The sequence below is a fragment of the Erwinia sp. HDF1-3R genome (assembly GCF_039621855.1).
GTDB lineage: Bacteria > Pseudomonadota > Gammaproteobacteria > Enterobacterales > Enterobacteriaceae > Erwinia.
The window spans coordinates 3620150-3639558 of the sequence record NZ_CP155071.1; the positions used below are offsets into that span (position 1 = coordinate 3620150).

Here is a 19409-nt window from a genome sequence, read left to right on the forward strand (position 1 = left end):
AAACCGCCGGACGTTAGCCCGGCAGATTATTCATCTTCATTTGCAGCATCTCTTTCAGCGCCGGTGACGCATCAGAGGCAATGCCTTTACTCCAGGCATCGCGCGCGCCGTGGGTATCACCTTTACTCAGCAGAGCTTCTCCGCGTACGTCGGCGACAATCGCTGTCCAGCCATCACCCTTCACGCTGTCGAGGGTTTTTAACACCTCATCCGGCTTCTTCTGCTGCAGCTGAATACGCGCCAGACGCATATTCATCACCGCCTGAAGGTTGGCATCGTTGGTATCTTTCAGCCCGACCTGGAGCTGCTCGGCGGCTTTATCCAGCTGATTCGCATCCACATAGCGCTTAGCCAGATCCAGCGAAGCCAGCGCACCATAGGTATTGCTGTTTTCGCTGGCAAATTTCGCCGCCGCGTCCAGCGTTGCAGGCTTGCTGGCATCCAGCGCGGTCGAAACCTGCTGATAAGACGCCGAGGCCTGACGGCTGCCGCCATCTTCATGGCTGCTCCAGTAGCGCCAGCCTGCCAGCGCACCGATGCCAATAATCACTCCGATAACCAGCGCCTTGCCGTTCTGGGCAAAGAACTGTTTTACCGCGTCGATCTGTTCATTTTCGTTGCTATATACTTCCACGCAAACCTTCTCCTTTTAATCGCGATCCTGCTTATTTCAACATTACCGCGAGCGTTGCTGCAGCATCACGCTGCGCCAGCGTTTGCTGCTCGCCGTTGCGCAAATCTTTAATAACGACCTGACCGTTAGCGACTTCGTCTTCACCCAGCACCAGCGCGACGCGCGCGCCCCACTTATCGGCACGGGCAAACTGCTTTTTGAAGTTGCCGCCGCCGAAGTTGGTCATCAGCTTAAGTGACGGGTCGGCATCACGCAGCTGCTCGGCCAGCTGCATCGCGGCAGACTGCACGCCCTGGCCCGAAGCGATAACATAGACATCGACAATGCGCGTCGGTTCAAATTCAGGATTAACCGCCTGGACTAACAGTACCAGACGCTCCAGTCCCATCGCAAAGCCTACGGCTGGCGTTGCGCGTCCGCCGAGCTGATCCACCAGGCCATCATAGCGCCCGCCCGCACATACGGTCCCCTGCGCGCCAAGGCTACTGGTGACCCATTCAAAAACGGTGCGATTATAGTAATCAAGTCCGCGCACCAGCCGCTGATTAACGGTATAGGCGATACCCGCTGCATCCAGTAGCTTACGCATCCCTTCAAAGTGCTCACGGGATTCGGCATCCAGATAGTCACCCAGTTCTGGCGCGTCGTTAAGCAGCGTCTGCACGTCGGGATTTTTGCTGTCCAGCACGCGGAGCGGGTTACTGTACATGCGACGCTTGCAGTCTTCGTCGAGCACCTCTTTATGCTGCTCGAGGAAGGCCACCAGCGCCTCGCGATAGTTTGCGCGAGCCTCAAGGGAACCAATGGAGTTCAGCTCCAGACGAACGTGATCGGCAATGCCTAACGCTTTCCACCAGCGCGCCGTCATCATAATCAGTTCGGCATCAATATCCGGGCCCTGCAGGCCAAAGACTTCGGCACCAATCTGATAAAACTGACGGTAGCGCCCCTTCTGTGGACGCTCGTAGCGGAACATCGGACCGATATACCACAGACGCTGTTCCTGATTGTACAGCAGACCGTGTTCGATGCCGGCGCGCACGCAGCCCGCCGTGCCTTCCGGACGCAGCGTCAGGCTTTCACCATTGCGGTCATCGAAGGTGTACATCTCTTTTTCAACCACGTCGGTGACTTCACCGATAGCGCGTTTGAATAACGGGGTCTGCTCTACAATCGGCAGGCGGATTTCGCTGTAGCCATAGCTGGACAGCCCCTGCTTGAGGATCTGTTCAATACGCTGCCATACAACGGTATCCGCAGGCAGGTAATCATTCATGCCGCGAATAGCCTGGATATTTTTTGCCACTACTTTTCTCTCACCCTTTAGCTGGAATCCCTGGCGAAATTTAATCGCCAGGTTCAGTTCCGGCCGGTAAGTCGTAACTCACCCGCCAGCCGTCAGATTATTTTTCAACCTGCTGGACGTCAATTCGACGGGACGCATCCATCATCGCTGCTTTTGCACGGATACGTGCTTCCAGCTGATCGATCATATCGTCATTGTCCAGGCGCTCACGAAGACGTACGCCATCCTCATAAAAGCCGCTTTTTTTATTGCTGCCGGTCACCCCAAGGGTGGAGACCAGCGCCTCACCGGGGCCGTTAACCACGCAGCCGATGATTGACACGTCCATCGGCGTAATGATGTCTTCCAGCCGCTGCTCGAGCGCGTTAACCGTGCCAATCACGTCGAACTCCTGACGCGAACAGGTCGGGCAGGCAATAAAGTTGATGCCCCTGGCGCGAATACGCAGGGATTTCAGGATATCGAACCCAACCTTCACCTCTTCCACCGGGTCGGCCGCCAGGGAAATACGCAGCGTGTCACCAATTCCCTCGGAGAGAAGCAGGCCAAGACCGATCGCTGATTTCACCGATCCTGCCCGCGCGCCGCCCGCTTCCGTGATACCCAGGTGCAGAGGCTGATCGATCTGCTTAGCCAGCAGACGATAGGATTCTACGGCGAGGAACACATCTGAAGCTTTAACGCTGACTTTAAACTGATCGAAATTGAGGCGATCGAGATGATCGACATGGCGCATGGCCGACTCAAGCAGCGCCTGAGGCGTAGGTTCGCCATACTTTTCCTGCAGGTCCTTTTCCAGCGACCCGGCGTTGACGCCAATGCGAATCGGAATGTTGTAGTAGCGGGCGCAGTCAACCACCTGGCGGATACGCTCTTCGTTACCAATGTTGCCCGGATTGATGCGCAGGCAGTCAACGCCGTACTCGGCAACCTTAAGGGCAATACGGTAATCAAAATGGATATCGGCAACCAGCGGGACGTTAACCTGCTGCTTGATCAAACGGAAAGCCTCTGCGGCCTCCATGGTCGGTACGGAAACGCGTACGATATCGACGCCAACACGCTCAAGCGCTTTAATTTGGCCGACCGTTGCCGCCACGTCGGTGGTACGGGTATTCGTCATGGACTGTACGGCAATAGGTGCACCGTCGCCCACTGGCACCTTGCCGACGTAAATGCGCGTAGATTTGCGACGGATGATGGGTGCTTCGTTATGCATGTTTTTTCTCCACAATCACTCGCGACCGGAAGGATGCGTTATTGCGCACCCACCGACAGGCGAGCAACCTGGTTGGTACGGATGAAACGACTCAAATCGACCGGCTGGCCCTGATAGTGAATCTGGACTGCGCTCGGTGCGCCAATTTTCAGGCGATAGGGAGCAGTGCCATTGAGGCTGAGTTTACCACCGCTGCGCTGCATGCCGCTGAACAGTTTTTTCCCCGAGGCATCGGTCACTTCCAGCCAGCAGTCTTTAAGAAAGTTCAGTACCAGCGCATTACGGTCAGCAGCGGAAGCGTCTACGCTGGCAGCGGCAACGGGCATCTGCCCGCTGGCGCTCACCGCTGCGTTATTATCGGCCTGCTGTGCGGGTGAAGCGGCAGCGGGCTGCTGCGTCACAGGTGCACTGTCCGCCGGGGCAGTGGCAGCAGGCGCGGCGGCGGGCGCCGCCTGAGGCGCAGGTTCAGCGTTCTGGGCGGGTTCATTCTGTACCGGTGCACTGGCTGCCGTCTGCGAGCCGTCGGCGCTGTTATCGGTCAGAGGAATGGACTGACCGTTTTCGCTGCCAGAAGACGCGTTCTGATCGGCCATTGACACCAGATCGTCCTGCGCGGCCTTATGGTTTTGCCACCACCAGGCACCCGTTAAACCGACCACCACAAACAACACCAGCCAGGTGAAGGTCATCAGCCAGCCGTCGCGTTTTTTACGCCGCTTCCCTAAAGAGAAACTTTGCATCGGTTCCACTTTCGCCGCGCGGACGGGGGCCTGTTTGGCCATCATCGGCAGCAGTTCTTCCTCAGGTACATGCACCAGACGTGCGTAAGAACGGATGTAACCCCGCAGGAAGGTCGACGCCAGATTGGCCGGCGATTTGTCCTCTTCTATCTCCCGGACGGTGGAAAGTTTCAGGCAGAGGCGCTCAGCAACGTTCTGCTGAGTGAGTCCCATCTCTTCACGGGCCCCGCGGAGGCGCTCGCCTGTTGAATTTACTGCTGTTTTGTCTTGATTGGCTTCAGTATTCATTAGCTAAAAAATGCAGGTGCTGTATCGATTGTGGAAAATTTCGCGCCAGCTGCTCCCCGGCAAGCCTGACGCCCTCCGGATGCTGCGCCAGCGCGGCGAAGCGAATCTCTAACCACAGACTTTCCGCCGAAGCAGTAAAGTTGCGTTGATAAACATCTAACAGGAGCCGGGATGAAACCAGCTCCCTCTTTCCAAATCGCCTTTCGGCTTCTGCCAGCAACGCCAGGCCTTTATCCGGATGATGCATTGTCGCACGGGTGAGCGCGACGACAGCCTTATTCTGCTCTCCCGCAATGAGATAGCAGTAACCGGCATTCTCTAACGCATCCGCACGTCCGCCGTTTGACGTTAATTCTGCGGCCCTGCTGAACTGACGTTGAGCCGCATCATACTGCCCTAAACGACAGAGAAACGCACCGTAATTATTGATTACATCACGGTTTTCTGGAGCCAGAGCAAGTGCCGAACGATAAAAGTCCGTAGCGGCTTCCTCATCCCCCACCCGCTGCTGGTAGCGAGCCAGCGCCAGCTGGGTACGATAGTCCTGCGGGGCCAGCGCCGCCGCCTGGCGGAGGTTGCGCTGTGCAGCGATCAGGTCACCCTGAGTCAGATATTCAAGCCCTAACTGTAGTCGGGTTTGCACCCGTTCGCTGCGCGGCATGGCGGGGCTGCACCCCGCCATAAGTATGGCAATCAGCCATACCAGTAATCCTTTACCCATCCCGGCCTCCCTGAGGTTAAGCGCACTATCCTACGCCAATCCCCTCAGGTCCAACAGCAGCCCCGTCGCTGAAGCCTCAGGTTTCAGAGCGCTTTCACAGAAATGGCCTCTCCCGCCATTTTTTTACGCAGCGTTCGCTTCGTGCGGTCAATCACCTCGCCAGCAAGCTGACCACAGGCGGCGTCGATATCATCTCCGCGGGTTTTACGCACGATCGTGGTAAACCCATATTCCATCAGTACCTTAGAGAAGCGATCGATCCGGCTGTTGGAGCTGCGGCCATAGGGCGCCCCCGGGAAGGGGTTCCAGGGAATAAGGTTGATTTTGCACGGCGTATTCTTGAGCAGTGCGGCCAGCTCATGCGCGTTATCGGTACTGTCATTGACCTGATCGAGCATGACATATTCAATCGTCACGCGGCCCTGATTAGCATTTGATTTCGCGATATAGCGGCTAACCGCCCCTAAGAAAGTCTCGATATTGTACTTTTTGTTGATCGGCACAATTTCGTCACGAATTGTGTCATTCGGGGCGTGTAGCGAAATTGCCAGCGCCACGTCGATCATATCACCCAGCTTGTCCAGCGCAGGAACCACGCCGGAGGTTGAGAGCGTGACGCGACGTTTTGACAAACCGAAGCCGAAATCATCCAGCATAATTTCCATGGCCGGTACAACGTTATTCAGGTTCAGCAGCGGTTCGCCCATCCCCATCATTACCACATTGGTAATAGGACGCTGGCCGGTCACTTTCGAGGCGCCGATAATTTTGGCCGCGCGCCAGACCTGACCGATAATTTCAGATACGCGGAGGTTGCGGTTAAAGCCCTGCTGAGCCGTCGAGCAGAATTTACACTCCAGCGCGCAGCCAACCTGTGAAGAGACGCAGAGCGTGGCGCGATCCTTTTCGGGGATGTAGACGGTTTCGACCTGCTGTCCCCCCACGGTAATCGCCCACTTGATGGTGCCATCCGATGAGCGCTGCTCTTCTGCCACTTCCGGGGCACGGATCTCAGCCACCTCTTTCAGCTTGCCGCGAAAAACCTTGTTGATGTCGGTCATCTCGTCGAAATCATCACAGCAGTAGTGATACATCCACTTCATCACCTGATCGGCGCGAAAGGGTTTCTCACCCAGGCTGGCGAAGAATTCGCGCATTTGCTGGCGATTAAGATCGAGCAGGTTAATTTTTTCTTTTTTGGCGGCGGCGATGACGGGGACGTCGGACGACGGACTCACAATATGTTCAGACATAATTCCAGGCCTCGTTATTACACGTTATGGCAGAGGGGATAAAAGTATATACCCATTCGGGACGGGGCCGCGACATAGCAACGCGCCTGACGTTTAACGGCGTATGCGTCAGATGGCAAGCCCGACAGAACGATGGATATAAATGAAACGCCCCTGATGAGCATAGTCTCACCAGGGGCGCATTATTGTACTCGCGAGCGACTTAAGGTCAAAGGACGCAGCCAAAATAAATTGTAAACGCCCTGCCCTCAGTCTGCGCTAATGATTAGCGGGTACGCGGGCACACTTCGTTTTCGCCGAAGAAATAAGCGATTTCGCGCGCGGCAGATTCAGCAGAGTCTGAACCGTGGGTGGCGTTCTCAGTGAAGCTGTCGGCGTAATCTGCACGCAGCGTACCTGCCAGCGCGTTAGCCGGGTTGGTAGCGCCCATCAGATCGCGGTGACGCTGTACGGCATTTTCGCCTTCCAGCACGGAAACCACTACCGGGCCAGAGGTCATGAACTCAACCAGGCCGTCGAAGAAAGGTTTGCCCTGGTGCTCAGCGTAGAAGCCTTCAGCCTGCTCTTTGCTCAGGTGCAGCATTTTGCTGCCAACGATTTTGAAGCCAGCGCTTTCAAAACGGTTAAAGATGGCACCAATCACGTTTTTTGCCACCGCGTTCGGCTTTACGATGGAAAAAGTACGTTCAATAGTCATATGGACCCCTGTTTGATGTCGAGTGTAGCCGGCGAAAAGGTTCCCCGGTCTGGAAAATGGCGCCGATTATAGGGGGCATCGTTCGCGTTGCCTATCGGAGATTCAACATATTATTAAAAAAATGCGATCCTGATTCCCACAATTTCTCAACGGCTTTCGTCCCAGGTACGATCTCTGCGTGCCAGCGCGAAGCCTGGGGGATTACATCTTGTGATGCCCGCCAGGATCGTTGACACTCACTGTTCTCATCACCTTAAGCGAGGCCGCTATGAATCGCTCATTTTTTGTTACCGCCGCCTGGCTGGCAGAACACCTCTCCGATGACGCTGTGCAGGTCATTGATGCCCGTCTGCTGCCCCCGGGCCAGGAGAAGCTGCGCGATATTCAGGCTGAGTATCTGGCGAAACATCTGCCTGACGCGCCGTTCTTCAATATTGAAGCGCTGTCGGACCCGCTCAGCCCTTATCCCCATATGATGCCCCGCGCAGAAAGCTTTGCCGTCGCCATGCGCGAACTGGGCATTAGCAGTGATAAACATCTGGTGGTTTACGATGAGGGTAATTTATTCTCTGCCCCGCGCGCCTGGTGGATGCTGCAACAGGCTGGCGTGGGCCAGGTGTCGATTCTCGCCGGGGGGTTGCAGAAATGGGAGCAAGCCGGTTTGCCACTGCAAAGCGGCGAAGTACATCTGCCTGAGGCCGAATTCGAGGCCGCCTTTGACGATGATGCCGTGGTGCGTTTAACGGACGTGCTACTGGTAAGCCATGAGCAGAGCGCACAGATTATCGATGCGCGGGCGGGAAACCGGTTTCGGGGTGAAGTGGATGAACCGCGTCCCGGTTTGCTGCGAGGACGCATTCCTGGCAGCCTGAATGTGCCGTGGAACGATCTGGTGGAAAACGGCGAACTCAAGCCCGCGACGGCGCTTAAAGCGATTTTCCAGCAGCAGGGTGTCAGCCTGACCCAACCCGTGGTGGCCAGCTGTGGTTCCGGCGTGACCGCCGTGGTGGTGATCCTCGCGCTGAACAGCCTGGGTGTGGAAAATGTCCGACTGTACGATGGTTCCTGGGGGGAATGGGGAAGCCGAAATGATTTGCCGATTACCCTCGGCTAAGCATCGGGCCATTCACGCCGGGCTATGGCATCGTTGCCCGGCCAGATAGCCGATGGCATTTATCAGAGGCAGCTTAACTGGTGTCATCAGTGAATATTGTCAGCGAGCCGCATACCATAATCAGCATGCGACTCGCCTGTAGAAAAGTTTGGCCGCTTCCGTGCCAGCCTGGACTTTACTGCATTATTTGGCAGGTAGCGCCAGGGGAATGGACATCTCGTGGCGGAAGAGATTATTAGGATCCACTGCCCGTTTGGTTTTCACCAGACTCTCGGCTTTGTCCCCGTAATAAAGTGTTAACCACTCTGGATCAACTTTCGCATGGTCGGCGGCGGTATATTTCATATCCGTGTCGGGGTAGTTGATGTAGCACCCCTGATAGCGGCCATCATTACCGTAAGGTTTGCCGCCCTGATCGGCAAAACAGGCGGAATAAAGCTTCTGCATCCAGTTAATGCAGTATTGATCGTTCGCTTTATCGGTCCAGTACACCTGGAACTGCGCCTTTAACAACGAGCTGCGCTGATATACCGAGGTCGGGTTGGTGGTTTCATCATTGGTATTAATACAGCCGCCGTAAGAGTCGATCTGCACCAGCGCCTGATTAAGGAGAGGATCGTCTGCGCCGTTCAGCCCTTCCCACAATGCGGTAATCTCGGTTGCGCCAAAATTACCAATCTGCTGGTCAGATTTATATTTGCCACGCTGGTTATCCCCTGAGCCATTGAGCGTCTGGGTGGCATACAGCCAGTCGATTAGCCGCGCATCCTTGACCGCGTCTTTGAACTTTCTTTTGCTTTCAGCCTGAGCGTTTACCACCCCATACGTCATGCCCATCTCAATAACATCCGGCACGACGCCAGCCGCCTTGTTCATGGTGTCCACGAAGTCAGCGAAGGGCTTTTCCTGCCCGCTGCCGTCCACCCGGCCATCATTGCCTGTGTACTGAATAAGCAGATGAATGTCGCCGGTGGAGCGGTGCTGGAGCTTCAGTAATGAGAAGAGTCCACCGTTAGCCTTCGTGATATCCTGGCTGTTCCATTCTGAATCATGGGTGTTAAACCACTGCCAGTAGCTATTCAGGAACTGACCAAAGTGCGCTTTGTCTTTAAAAGTACTCCATGGCCAGGCCAGCGACAGCAGATAAACCTGCTCAGGTGCAGCAGGCAGTTCGGCAAAGTAGTAGTTAAGAATAATTCCGAAGTTACCCCCGCCCGCACCGCGACAGGCGATAAAAAGATCGCGATCGCTTCCGGTACTTTTCAGGCTCACGTGCTTTGCCAGGAGCGATTTTCCATCAGCCGCCGGTACCAGTATATCCACGCCCGACAGCCAGTCGACCGTCAGACCATGCAGGCGGGAGAGCAGCCCATATCCGCCCCCGCTGATATGACCGCCAGCGCCGACAGAGTAGCAGGAGCCGCCGGGAATAGAGCGGTTTGCCAGTTTGTATAAATTAACGGTGCCGTCCCAGTTTTGATTACCACTTGCCGCACGAAACTTGTATTTTGCGCTGGTATCCCAGGGTGAGCTGATATCAGCATTTTCACTGAAATCCATCCCCACCAGCAGGCTGAGATCGATTATCGCCAGGGGGGTCGTCCCATCCGCCGCCAGCTTGTTGCTGACAAAGCCTTCATAGCAGTGACCGCCACTGCGCACCGTAATCCGCTGATTACGCGCCAGAGCGGCATTAGCCGCAGAGAGGACGTCTTCACTGTTGTTGCAGACATAAATATAATCTGCCCCACTGCCCTGCTCGGGCCAGCGTAAATTAAACCCCTTTTTTAACGTTTCGAATCGGGTATCGGTTTTATCAATCAAGTTATAGCTACTCATTCTATTTCTCCGTCTTAGTTTGGATAACGTCATAAGATGCAGGAAAGTAGCCGATTCATAAGGATGAAGGAAATTAAAGAAGAAGGTAAATAGTGCTAATCGACTTACACCACCCTAATGGAAATTATTCACGCCAGAGGCATAATAGTGACTCATGCCACCCATAGTAGTCATGAGTTAATTCATTCTCTTTGCTTTTTTTGATATTTTAACATGTAAAAAATGTCAAAATAACGCTCCCGACTGACGTAGCAACGTGCAACGGTATTACGTGCAGTTAATTATCAAAGCACATTACGGCGGTGAATGGGGTAATGGCCATCATCGCAGCGGAGAATGGGGTTATAGCCCATCATCGCGGCGGGTAACGCTGTGGGTCAGCAGCCTGATGTGGGCGAGTTATTGAGTCAGCGTAAAATTAGCGCCGTCAGATTAATGCGGTAATTTGAAGTCGCGGAGGAAGCTTCCCCACTTCCGCTGATAAAAAGGGGTAATATGTGCGATAAAAAAATGGCTGATGCCTTTTTCATTTTCGACAACCTGACAAATATCTACCGGCTCATCATCCGTTAATGTATCCGTGGCGACGCTACCGGCCGCCTGAATGATATTTTCAATGTCGCTGTCTGCCTCAATGCCAATAAGCAGGTTAGCGGAGGCATCGGCTGATTCTTTAATTAAGGCTACCCAGGCGTGGCGCACCTGTTTATGCTTCGCAAACAGCTGAGTCAGAGAGGCGATCATTTGTGCGGGCGGCTCGGCATGTTCAGAGAGCAGCAGGGATGTGCCTCCCTCAATGACCGTTTGCTCGCTCAGTGCATTACCGCTCTCCCCCAGCAGGCTGGCGATTTCACGCGGTGAAAACTCCTTGCCGGTCGGCAGCTTCGGGTTAAGAAACAGCGTTTCGCCCAGCGTCATTTCGAATAACGCGCGCACCGGGATCACCAAAAAGCGCTGCTCCCCGCTGACTGCCTGCTGCATAGCGGTGAGTGAGGTGAAAAAAGGAATGATGCTGGTACCGTCGTCCTTTTCCCAGTGCTGTATCTCCACGGCCGGAGCCGCATCACCTTCTCCCTTTGCCGGGCTCTCGCCCGGAACCCAGACGCTGGCGTCCAGCAGTAAGGTAAAAAACTCGGGCCGGTGCGCCGGCTCGTTGGCCGCCAGTTTCAGCACCTCTTCAAGGCGCGGGTTGGTTTCATTCATGGCTCTGATTCACTAAACGTTAACGGGCAGGACGCCGCCTGCCCTGCGGGGTTATCTGCCGATCCCGGGGAGATGTGCTCTCCCCGGAACCTCAGGCATCACCAACGGATTATTTCAGCAGCAGGTTAGCCACCGTGCGAACGCCAAGGCCGGTGGCACCTGCGGACCACTGATCCACCGCTCCCTTACGGTAGGTGGCGGAACAGTCGATATGAAGCCAGCCCTGCTGATAACGGCTCACAAAGTGAGAAAGAAACGCCGCCGCCGAACTGGCTCCAGCCGTATGGGACGGGGCCGCGATATTGTTCAGATCGGCAAAGTTAGAGGGCAGGTAGCCGCGGTGGAACTCCGCCAGCGGCAGACGCCAGAAAGGCTCATTTTCATGCGCGGCACTGCTGAGCAGCGACTGAGCCAGCGAATCATCGAAGCTGAAAAGGGCGTGATAATCATTACCCAGCGCCGTTTTCGCCGCACCGGTCAGGGTGGCGGCATCGATCAGCAATTCCGGATCCTGCTGGCTGGCATCAATCAGGCCATCGGCCAGCACCAGGCGACCTTCCGCATCGGTGTTCATCACCTCAACCGTTTTACCGTTGCGATAACGGATAATATCGCCCAACCGCAGCGCGTTGCCGCTGACCATATTATCCGCGCAGCAGAGATAGAGTTTGACGCGCTTTTTCAGTCCGCGAACAATAGCCAGCGCCAGTGCGCCGGTCAGGGTCGCGGCCCCGCCCATATCCGATTTCATCGAATCCATGGATCCGCTGGGCTTCAGGCTGTACCCACCGGTATCGAAGGTAATACCTTTACCGACCAGGCAGGCAAATACGGGGGCATTTTCATCCCCGCCCGGATTATAATCCAGCACCAACAGCGCTGGCGCGCGGGTCGATCCCCGGCCCACGGTATGCAGCCCGGAATATCCCTGCTGGCGCAGATCGTCACCTTTGGTTATGCGATAGCTCACGCTTTCGCCAGCCACGCCGGACAGCAGATCGACGGCGCGCTGGGTCAGCTGTTCAGGGCTGAGATCTTCAGCCGGCAGGTTAATGGTGTTGCGTACCCAGTCAATAATCTTAAGGCGGTTATCAAATTCAGCGCGATCGCTCTCATTCAGATCGGCCCATTCGACTTTACGCTCGCCTTTGGGACCGCGATAGCCCTGCCAGAACGCCCAGCTTTTCTCCAGATCCCAGTCGCCACTAAGACTCACGTGCCGGATCCCCTGCGCATCAATTTTTCTCGCCGCGCGCTGGATAGTGGTCAGGGCATCGCCACCGTTAAGATGGATAGTCATGCCGCTGTCGTTGCTGGTCAATGTTGCCTTTTCTCCCCAGCGTGGATCTGCCGCTGTCGTTGACAGTGTTATTTTCATTGGTGTTGTTGTCATCGCATGGCTCCTTTTGAGCTGTTCATCGAATTTGGTCTTGAATGCGTCGGTCACTACAATAAACCTTTATTTGCTTTCGTCTAACCCAAAGCGCAATTAAACGCAAAACGGGCCAGTTTTACCCGGCCCGTCAATGACATAAAAGCATGGCCTTAGCGCACGGCGAGCTCACGCAGGCGGCGAATAGTCCGCTGGATCAGCTGAACGGCATAGTCAATTTCTTCTTCGGTGGTGTAGCGCCCCAGCGAAAAACGGAGCGAACTGTGCGCCAGCGCCTCAGACAGCCCCAGCGCGCGCAGCACGTAGGAAGGTTCCAGGCTGGCAGAGGTACAGGCAGAGCCGGAGGAGAGCGCGAGATCCTTCAACCCCATGATCAGCGACTCGCCGTCAACATTACTGAAACTGACGTTCAGAATATTGGGCGCGCCGCCTTCTGCAACGCCATTCACATACACCCCGTCAATTTCGCTGATGCCCCGCCACAGACGCGATCGCAGCTGATCTATGCGTGCCATTTCAGCCGTCATTACTTCTTTAGCAATACCGTAGGCTTCGCCCATACCGACAATCTGATGCACCGGCAGCGTGCCGGAACGCATACCGCGCTCGTGGCCGCCACCGTGGATCTGCGCTTCCAGTCGAATACGGGGCTGGCGACGCACGTAAAGCCCGCCGATCCCCTTTGGACCATAGAGTTTATGCGCGGAAAATGACATCAGATCGACCGGGAGCTGGCTGAGGTCGATGGGGAGTTTCCCCACGCTCTGCGTGGCGTCAACGTGAAAGAGGATATTGCGCGCGCGGCAGAGTTCGCCAATAGCGGCGATGTTCTGGATGACGCCGGTTTCGTTATTAACGTGCATGATCGAGACCAGAATGGTGTCTTCACGCAGGGCGTTTTGAATGGAGGCGAGATCGATCTGACCGCTGCGCTGCGGGGCAAGCCAGGTTATCTCGAAGCCTTCGCGCTCAAGCTGCAAGCAGGCATCCAGCACGGCTTTGTGTTCGGTCTGGCAGGTAACGATGTGTCGCCCTTTTTCCTGATGAAAATGAGCAGCACCTTTGATGGCGAGGTTATCAGATTCGGTCGCGCCGGAGGTAAAAACAATCTCACGCGGGTCGGCGCCAATCAGATCGGCAACCTGATTACGGGCCACGTCAACGGCCTCTTCCGCCTGCCAGCCGTAGCGATGGGAACGGGAAGCCGCATTACCGAAGGTTCCGTCCAGGGTGAGAAACTGCATCATCTTCTCTGCCACGCGCGGATCGGCAGGCGTGGTGGCGGCATAGTCCAGGTAGATCGGTAATTTCATGACGTTCGGCTCCGTATCGCTCACAACCTGTCGGGCAATCTGACAGTGTGGCGACAGGTTCCTGCTGATTTCACGAAGGGGAGTCGGGAATCAGCAGGAAGCTTTAGCAACCGTCAGGCACGCAGGTTGACGTTAATGGTTTCATGCGTGCGCCCGGCAGGCACACGATTTTTTTCAGTGGTGTTCTGGCGGTCGGCTACCTCAAGGATATCCTGATTATTGACCAGTTCAGCCAGCGTAATATTGTTCAGGAAGTCGCTAATGCGTTCACTCAGATCGCGCCACAGTACGTGGGTCAGACAGCGTTGACCACCCTGACAGCCCTCTTTGCCCTGGCACTTAGTGGCATCAACTGACTCATCCACGGCGGTGATCACCGCGCCAACGGCGATAGCATCCGAGGCTTTACCCAACAGATAACCGCCACCCGGTCCGCGAACGCTGGCGACCAGACCATTTTTGCGCAGGCGAGAGAACAGCTGTTCCAGATAGGAGAGGGAGATGCCCTGACGCTCTGAAATATCCGCGAGTGGCACCGGCCCCTCATGAGAGTGCAGCGCAACATCAAGCATAGCGGTAACGGCATAACGGCCTTTGGATGTCAGTCTCATGGCGTAAACGACCTCAGTTGTCCCCTGGTGGGGTTTAACAAAATGATGTCCGCAAGTCTGCCATTCCCGAGTGATTTGGTCAACTATTTAACCAAGTAAAATACTCAACTATTTAACCTGGTAATTTACTCAACTATTAGCCCGCTTTCCGCCCTCCGCCGACCTCTACTTTTCGCTCTTAGGCTTCTCCACCGAAGAGAGCATGCCGCGCAGGATATTCAGCTCGTCACGCTCCGGACGCGCCCGGGTATAGAGGCGACGCAGCTTGCTCATCACCTGGCCGGGATTGCCTTCACGGATAAAGCCGCTTCTGACCATCATCTGCTCCATATGCTGATAGAAGCGTTCGAGATCGTCTACCAGCGGATAGGGGGATTCCTCATACTCAGGCTTCGGCGTTTCCTGCTGCTGGAGCCAGGCCATACGCACTTCATAAGCGACGATCTGCACCGCCATCGCCAGATTCAGCGAGCTGTATTCAGGATTGGCAGCAATGGCAACGTGATAATGGCACTTTTGCAGTTCATCGTTGGTCAGGCCCACGCGTTCGCGGCCAAATACCAGCGCAACCGGAGCCTGCTGCCCCTCCGCAACGCTTTTGATGCCGCATTCACGCGGATCGAGCATCGGCCACGGCAGCGAGCGGGAGCGGGCGCTGGTGCCAACCACCAGGCTACAGCCCGCCAGCGCGTCATCCAGCGTATCGACAATCTTCGCTTCGCCAATGACGTCACTGGCGCCGGCGGCCAGCGCAATGGCCTGCGAGTCGGGTTTTACCAGCGGATTAACCAGATAGAGGTTGGTCAGGCCCATGGTTTTCATCGCGCGGGCGACGGATCCCATGTTACCGGTGTGAGAGGTTTCCACCAGCACGATTCGGATATTTTGCAGCATAGGAATTCTGGTCTGTGAGATAATTTGGGGATACTAGCATATTTTCAGGACTTCTTACGATCTCCCTGCTATAATCCGCGCCGTTTTCCCGTTCTTTAACATCCAGTGAGAGAGACCGATGCATCCGATGCTCAACATCGCCGTGCGCGCTGCGCGCAAGGCCGGTAATTTAATTGCCAAGAACTACGAAACTCCAGACGCCGTTGAAACCAGCCAGAAAGGCAGCAACGACTTCGTTACCAATGTTGACCGCGACGCCGAGCGCCTGATTATCGAGGTGATCCGCAAGTCTTATCCGCAACACACCATCATTTCTGAAGAGTGTGGTGAATTAGCCGGTGAAGACAAGGATGTGCAATGGGTTATCGATCCACTGGATGGCACCACCAACTTCATTAAGCGTCTCCCTCACTTTTCCGTCTCTATCGCCGTGCGCATCAAAGGCCGTACCGAAGTCGCCGTGGTTTACGATCCGATGCGTAATGAGCTGTTCAGCGCGGTGCGCGGTCAGGGTACACAGCTGAACGGTTACCGTCTGCGCGGCAGCACCGCTCGCGATCTGGATGGCACCATTCTGGCGACCGGTTTCCCGTTTAAGCATAAGCAGCACGCCACCCCTTACATCAATATCGTTGGCAAGCTGTTTTCCCAGTGTGCTGATTTCCGCCGTACCGGTTCCGCCGCGCTGGATCTTGCCTACGTGGCCGCTGGCCGCGTAGACGGCTTCTTTGAAATCGGCCTGAAGCCATGGGACTTTGCAGCAGGCGAGCTGCTGGTACGTGAGGCGGGCGGTTTGGTGACTGACTTTGTTGGCGCACACGGTTATCTGACTTCCGGCAACATCGTTGCGGGTAATCCACGCGTGGTGAAAGCGATGCTGGCTAACATGCGTGACGAACTGAGCGAAGCGCTTAAGCGCTAAGCCGGTCAGGCCATCCCGAAAACGGGGTAAAGGGGCCGGGCGCGGGGAAACACTTTCCCGCGCCCGGGCCCTGCTTTCCCGCCCGACAGGTCGCCTGTCGATGCCGGCATCAGTGCAGAAACATCGGCCGAATGCCGCCTGACATCACCGGCTGAGCACTCAGCCACAGCACACCGCCCATCAATATCAGCAGTATGCCGCCGACCAGCGACAACACCGGACGCCCCAGCCTTATCCAGCCCGTCGATGTGCCTTTGCGGCTAAGCTTTAGCGCCAGCGCACGCGAAACCTGCACCAGCAGCGCCATGGCAGACACCGTAAACGCCGTTCCTGCCGCCATCGTCAGCGCGGAGAATACCCCCCACAGATAGACGCCCGTTACCTTAGAAAACAGCAGCATCATAATGGCGCCCGAACAGGGACGAAGCCCCATCGACAGCACCACCATCACCTGAGTTTTCAGGCTGACCGCCTTTTCCAGCTGCGCGGCATCCGGTACGTGTTGATGCCCACAGCCGCAGCTGAGCGGGTGGGAGTGGGAGATTGTCTGTTGGCCGGACCGGGTGCCAGCAGTCTGCTGCATAAGCCGGTGCCGACCCGATGACAGGAGGCTGGCCGGATGATCTCCGGCGGGCATCATCCGGCGGTATAAGGGCGAAGCCCGCCGCGCCTGGCCGAGGCTTACTGCGGCCCGCCAGCAGAGCCACAGGCCCAGCCCCACCACCAGCAGATAACTCCCCTTCTCCAGCCAGTAGCTGCTGATATGCAGCTGGCGCGAGGAGAGTTTCAATGCGCCCAGCAGCACGGTTACCAGCGCAATCGCCACACATCCCTGCACCAGCGACGCCGCCAGCGTGAGCTTAAGGCTGGTTTTAACCCTGGTCGGATGGGTGGCGAGAAACGCGGCGATCACCACTTTGCCATGTCCCGGCCCCAGCGCGTGCAGTACGCCATAAGCCAGACTAAAGCCCATTAGCGACAGGCCCGTCTGTCGGGGATGGCTGGCGACCTGTTGCAGTTGCGTGGTCATCTGCTGATGAAGCACTTTCTGCCACAGGATGTTCTGCAATAAAATCTGCGGCCAGTACTGCCAGACGGCAAGTGCCATGCTGGCAAAGGCCACAATCAGCAGAAGCACCGGCCAGGCCGATATTCCGCCGCGAAGGGATCGGGTCAGAGGTGATTTTAACGACATATCAGCGTCACCGTCTGGGCAAACTGTCGGCCCAGATCATCATCTGCGCGCGGCGCATCAGCTTTATCCAGCGACAGCGCCCAGGCCTGCAGCGCAGCGTTGGGTTTCGGCGTCTTTAGCGTCATTTTGCACTGTTTTTCCAGCTCAGCGGGCACGTGCAGGGATTGTTCAGAATCGTAAGTCATATCCACAAAATAGGTTGGATCAAAGGTCGAGAACCGGTAGCGCTGACCCGTCAGCGGCTGCGGTTCAGCCAGCGGCAGTATAAACTCCAGTACCGCCTTAGACCCCTGACGGGAGAGGTGATACTCCGGGGGCAGGTTTTCAAACTTCACCGCTTTGCCCTCATGCCAGAACTCACTGAAATAGTGCTGTCCCAGCACGTTTGCCATGACTTCTGCCGCCAGTTTTTTCCACGCCACGCTGTCGGGTTTCGCGTCGCCCGCATCATAAAGCAGGTCCGCAGAGGTAATTTCATCCATCACCCAGTGCATTTTTAACCCGGTAAGCAGGTTATTTTTATGCACCAGCGTGACCTGCATGCTAATAAAACTGTGGGGATGCGCCAGCGCCTGCGTGGCTGTCGCCAGCAGCATGACGCACAATACCAGCTTTTTGCATATGTTATAACATAACAATTGAAAATTCCTCATCCTTCATCAACAAAATTTGTGACCCGGCTAATAAGCTTTAAATAAATCAGCGGCAGGATCCAGCAGCAGGTAGCGGAGAGTCTATTCTTAGAAGGTTACATTTACCGGGACCGCAGACAATGAGTTCACCCCCCGTTGAGAATTCTGCCCTCTCCACGTCGCAGCGTCACTGCCACCTCCTTTTGACGTTATTTCTTTCTGCCTCTTCCACCAGCCTCGAGACCCTGAGCCAGCTCAATGGCGTGAATCCTTCCGTCACTGAACAGGATCTTATTGAAGTTGCCTCCGCAATCCAGCGTTATCACCGGCTGAAGCTTACCTGCTGCCCGGCTGGCCACTATCGCGTAGAGGGGGAAGCGCTGGATCGTAAGCTCTGCCTGGTCTACTGGCTGCGCCGTGCGCTGCGGCTATCGCCTGCGTTTATCCAGCATCATTTTGCGCCGGCGATCAGGCTCCAGCTACAGGCCTGCCCGATTGATGCCTCCCTGTATGATGAGATGCAGCTAAAGCAGCTGTTAACCCAGTGCGCACTTAAGCTTTCACGCGAGTTCTCCGAGCGCGACGGCCAGTTTCTCCAGCTTTTTATGCAGCATATTCTGTGCGATCGCTGCTGCACGCCGTTTACTCCTTCCCAGCGCGTATGGCTTACCGCACGCATTGAGCACCAGGTCGCCGATGAAATGATGGCGCAGTGGTGGCACGACAGCGGGCTGATATCGGAACCCGGTGACGTGCTGCTGTTTGCGCTGCTGTTCAGTCAGATGCACGTTCCCTCTGTCGACGAGGCGCAGCATGAACACGAGCGGGCCTTGCTGCATGCGGTAAAAGAGTTAATTGTGCGCTTTCAGTCATTTTCCGGTATGCGATTTAGCAATAAGGAGGGGATTTGCAATCAGCTCTATACGCACCTTGCGCAGGCGATGGAGCGATGCCTGTTCGGCATTGGCATTGATAATACCCTGACGGAAGAGGTGGGACGCCTCTACCCCAAACTGCTTCGCACCACGCAAAAGGCGCTGGCCGGTTTTGAACAACGCTACTGTCTGACCTTTTCGCCCGAAGAGGTGGGTTTGATTACCGTCATCTTCGGCGCCTGGCTGATGCAGGAAAGCGTTTTACAGGAAAAACAGGTGCTGCTGCTGACCGGCGGCAACCCGGCGCTTGAACAGCAGATTGAGCAACAGCTGAGGGAGCTGACGCTGATGCCGCTGAACATTAAATATCTTGAGGTCGGTGAATATCAGCGCAGCAGTGCCCCAAAGGGCATTGCGCTGGTGGTGACACCCTATGCCACCCCGCTGCCGCTCTACTCACCGCCGCTGATCCACGCCGAGCTGCCTTTACAGCCGCACCAGCAGCAGCGAATTCGCCAGCTGCTGGAGTCGTAAATTTCAGACCCGGGCCTTGCCGTTGG

At 56.0% G+C, this 19409-nt stretch carries 18 protein-coding genes; 3 read left to right on the plus strand and 15 right to left on the minus strand.

Features of this window, described 5'->3' with window-relative positions; genetic code table 11:
* Window positions 1-13: 13 nt before the first annotated feature.
* The 7 genes from AAGR22_RS16350 to ndk form a co-directional block, all read right to left on the minus strand.
* Window positions 14-634 carry a YfgM family protein gene (locus tag AAGR22_RS16350; protein ID WP_067708008.1) on the minus strand — a complete coding sequence of 207 codons (621 nt, stop codon included), beginning with the start codon at window positions 632-634 and terminating at the stop codon, window positions 14-16.
* Window positions 635-665: 31 nt separating this feature from the next.
* Window positions 666-1940 (minus strand): histidine--tRNA ligase, encoded by a 1275-nt coding sequence (gene hisS / locus AAGR22_RS16355; protein ID WP_067708005.1) that lies wholly within the window; start codon window positions 1938-1940, stop codon window positions 666-668.
* 97 nt (window positions 1941-2037) lie between these two features.
* On the minus strand, window positions 2038-3159 hold the full coding sequence (gene ispG / locus AAGR22_RS16360; protein WP_067708000.1) for a flavodoxin-dependent (E)-4-hydroxy-3-methylbut-2-enyl-diphosphate synthase: 1122 nt from the start codon (window positions 3157-3159) through the stop codon (window positions 2038-2040).
* 38 nt (window positions 3160-3197) lie between these two features.
* The gene (gene rodZ / locus AAGR22_RS16365) at window positions 3198-4187 is read right to left on the minus strand and encodes a cytoskeleton protein RodZ (protein ID WP_067707997.1); all 990 of its coding nucleotides are present in this window, start codon (window positions 4185-4187) and stop codon (window positions 3198-3200) included.
* Complete coding sequence (pilW, locus tag AAGR22_RS16370; RefSeq protein ID WP_345828560.1) at window positions 4177-4908, minus strand: type IV pilus biogenesis/stability protein PilW; 732 nt, start codon at window positions 4906-4908, stop codon at window positions 4177-4179. The genes rodZ and pilW overlap by 11 nt, the downstream gene beginning before the upstream one ends.
* An 83-nt stretch (window positions 4909-4991) precedes the next feature.
* A complete protein-coding gene (locus AAGR22_RS16375) occupies window positions 4992-6161 on the minus strand; it encodes a bifunctional tRNA (adenosine(37)-C2)-methyltransferase TrmG/ribosomal RNA large subunit methyltransferase RlmN (RefSeq protein WP_067707989.1) in 1170 nt (389 codons plus the stop codon).
* A 265-nt stretch (window positions 6162-6426) separates the two neighbouring features.
* Entirely contained in the window at window positions 6427-6858 is a 432-nt protein-coding gene (gene ndk / locus AAGR22_RS16380) for a nucleoside-diphosphate kinase (RefSeq protein ID WP_048915172.1), read from the minus strand.
* 268 nt (window positions 6859-7126) lie between these two features.
* Between ndk and sseA the strand changes: the two genes are divergently transcribed.
* A complete protein-coding gene (gene sseA, locus AAGR22_RS16385) occupies window positions 7127-7972 on the plus strand; it encodes a 3-mercaptopyruvate sulfurtransferase (protein WP_345828562.1) in 846 nt (281 codons plus the stop codon).
* 183 nt (window positions 7973-8155) lie between these two features.
* On the opposite strand, the gene AAGR22_RS16390 is transcribed toward sseA, so the two are convergent.
* From AAGR22_RS16390 to trmJ, 6 genes are all read right to left on the minus strand, one after another.
* Window positions 8156-9811 carry a BBE domain-containing protein gene (locus tag AAGR22_RS16390; protein WP_345828563.1) on the minus strand — a complete coding sequence of 552 codons (1656 nt, stop codon included), beginning with the start codon at window positions 9809-9811 and terminating at the stop codon, window positions 8156-8158.
* A 432-nt stretch (window positions 9812-10243) separates the two neighbouring features.
* A complete protein-coding gene (gene sseB, locus AAGR22_RS16395; RefSeq protein ID WP_345828564.1) occupies window positions 10244-11014 on the minus strand; it encodes an enhanced serine sensitivity protein SseB in 771 nt (256 codons plus the stop codon).
* A gap of 109 nt (window positions 11015-11123) precedes the next feature.
* Complete coding sequence (pepB, locus tag AAGR22_RS16400) at window positions 11124-12407, minus strand: aminopeptidase PepB (RefSeq protein ID WP_067707976.1); 1284 nt, start codon at window positions 12405-12407, stop codon at window positions 11124-11126.
* A 152-nt stretch (window positions 12408-12559) separates the two neighbouring features.
* On the minus strand, window positions 12560-13720 hold the full coding sequence (locus tag AAGR22_RS16405) for an IscS subfamily cysteine desulfurase (protein WP_345828565.1): 1161 nt from the start codon (window positions 13718-13720) through the stop codon (window positions 12560-12562).
* A gap of 113 nt (window positions 13721-13833) precedes the next feature.
* Entirely contained in the window at window positions 13834-14331 is a 498-nt protein-coding gene (gene iscR, locus AAGR22_RS16410; RefSeq protein WP_067707973.1) for a Fe-S cluster assembly transcriptional regulator IscR, read from the minus strand.
* A 165-nt stretch (window positions 14332-14496) separates the two neighbouring features.
* Entirely contained in the window at window positions 14497-15225 is a 729-nt protein-coding gene (trmJ, locus tag AAGR22_RS16415) for a tRNA (cytosine(32)/uridine(32)-2'-O)-methyltransferase TrmJ (RefSeq protein ID WP_345828566.1), read from the minus strand.
* Between the two features lie 118 nt (window positions 15226-15343).
* On the opposite strand from trmJ, the gene suhB reads away from it, so the two are divergent.
* Window positions 15344-16147 (plus strand): inositol-1-monophosphatase, encoded by an 804-nt coding sequence (gene suhB, locus AAGR22_RS16420; RefSeq protein ID WP_067707966.1) that lies wholly within the window; start codon window positions 15344-15346, stop codon window positions 16145-16147.
* Between the two features lie 109 nt (window positions 16148-16256).
* On the opposite strand, the gene AAGR22_RS16425 is transcribed toward suhB, so the two are convergent.
* On the minus strand, window positions 16257-17342 hold the full coding sequence (locus AAGR22_RS16425; RefSeq protein ID WP_345828567.1) for a nickel/cobalt transporter: 1086 nt from the start codon (window positions 17340-17342) through the stop codon (window positions 16257-16259).
* Window positions 17333-17938 carry a DUF1007 family protein gene (locus tag AAGR22_RS16430; protein WP_345828568.1) on the minus strand — a complete coding sequence of 202 codons (606 nt, stop codon included), beginning with the start codon at window positions 17936-17938 and terminating at the stop codon, window positions 17333-17335. The genes AAGR22_RS16425 and AAGR22_RS16430 overlap by 10 nt, the downstream gene beginning before the upstream one ends.
* 176 nt (window positions 17939-18114) lie before the next feature.
* Here AAGR22_RS16430 and csiE point away from each other — a divergent pair, with 176 nt between their 5' ends.
* Window positions 18115-19383 carry a stationary phase inducible protein CsiE gene (gene csiE, locus AAGR22_RS16435; RefSeq protein WP_345828569.1) on the plus strand — a complete coding sequence of 423 codons (1269 nt, stop codon included), beginning with the start codon at window positions 18115-18117 and terminating at the stop codon, window positions 19381-19383.
* Window positions 19384-19409: the final 26 nt, after the last annotated feature.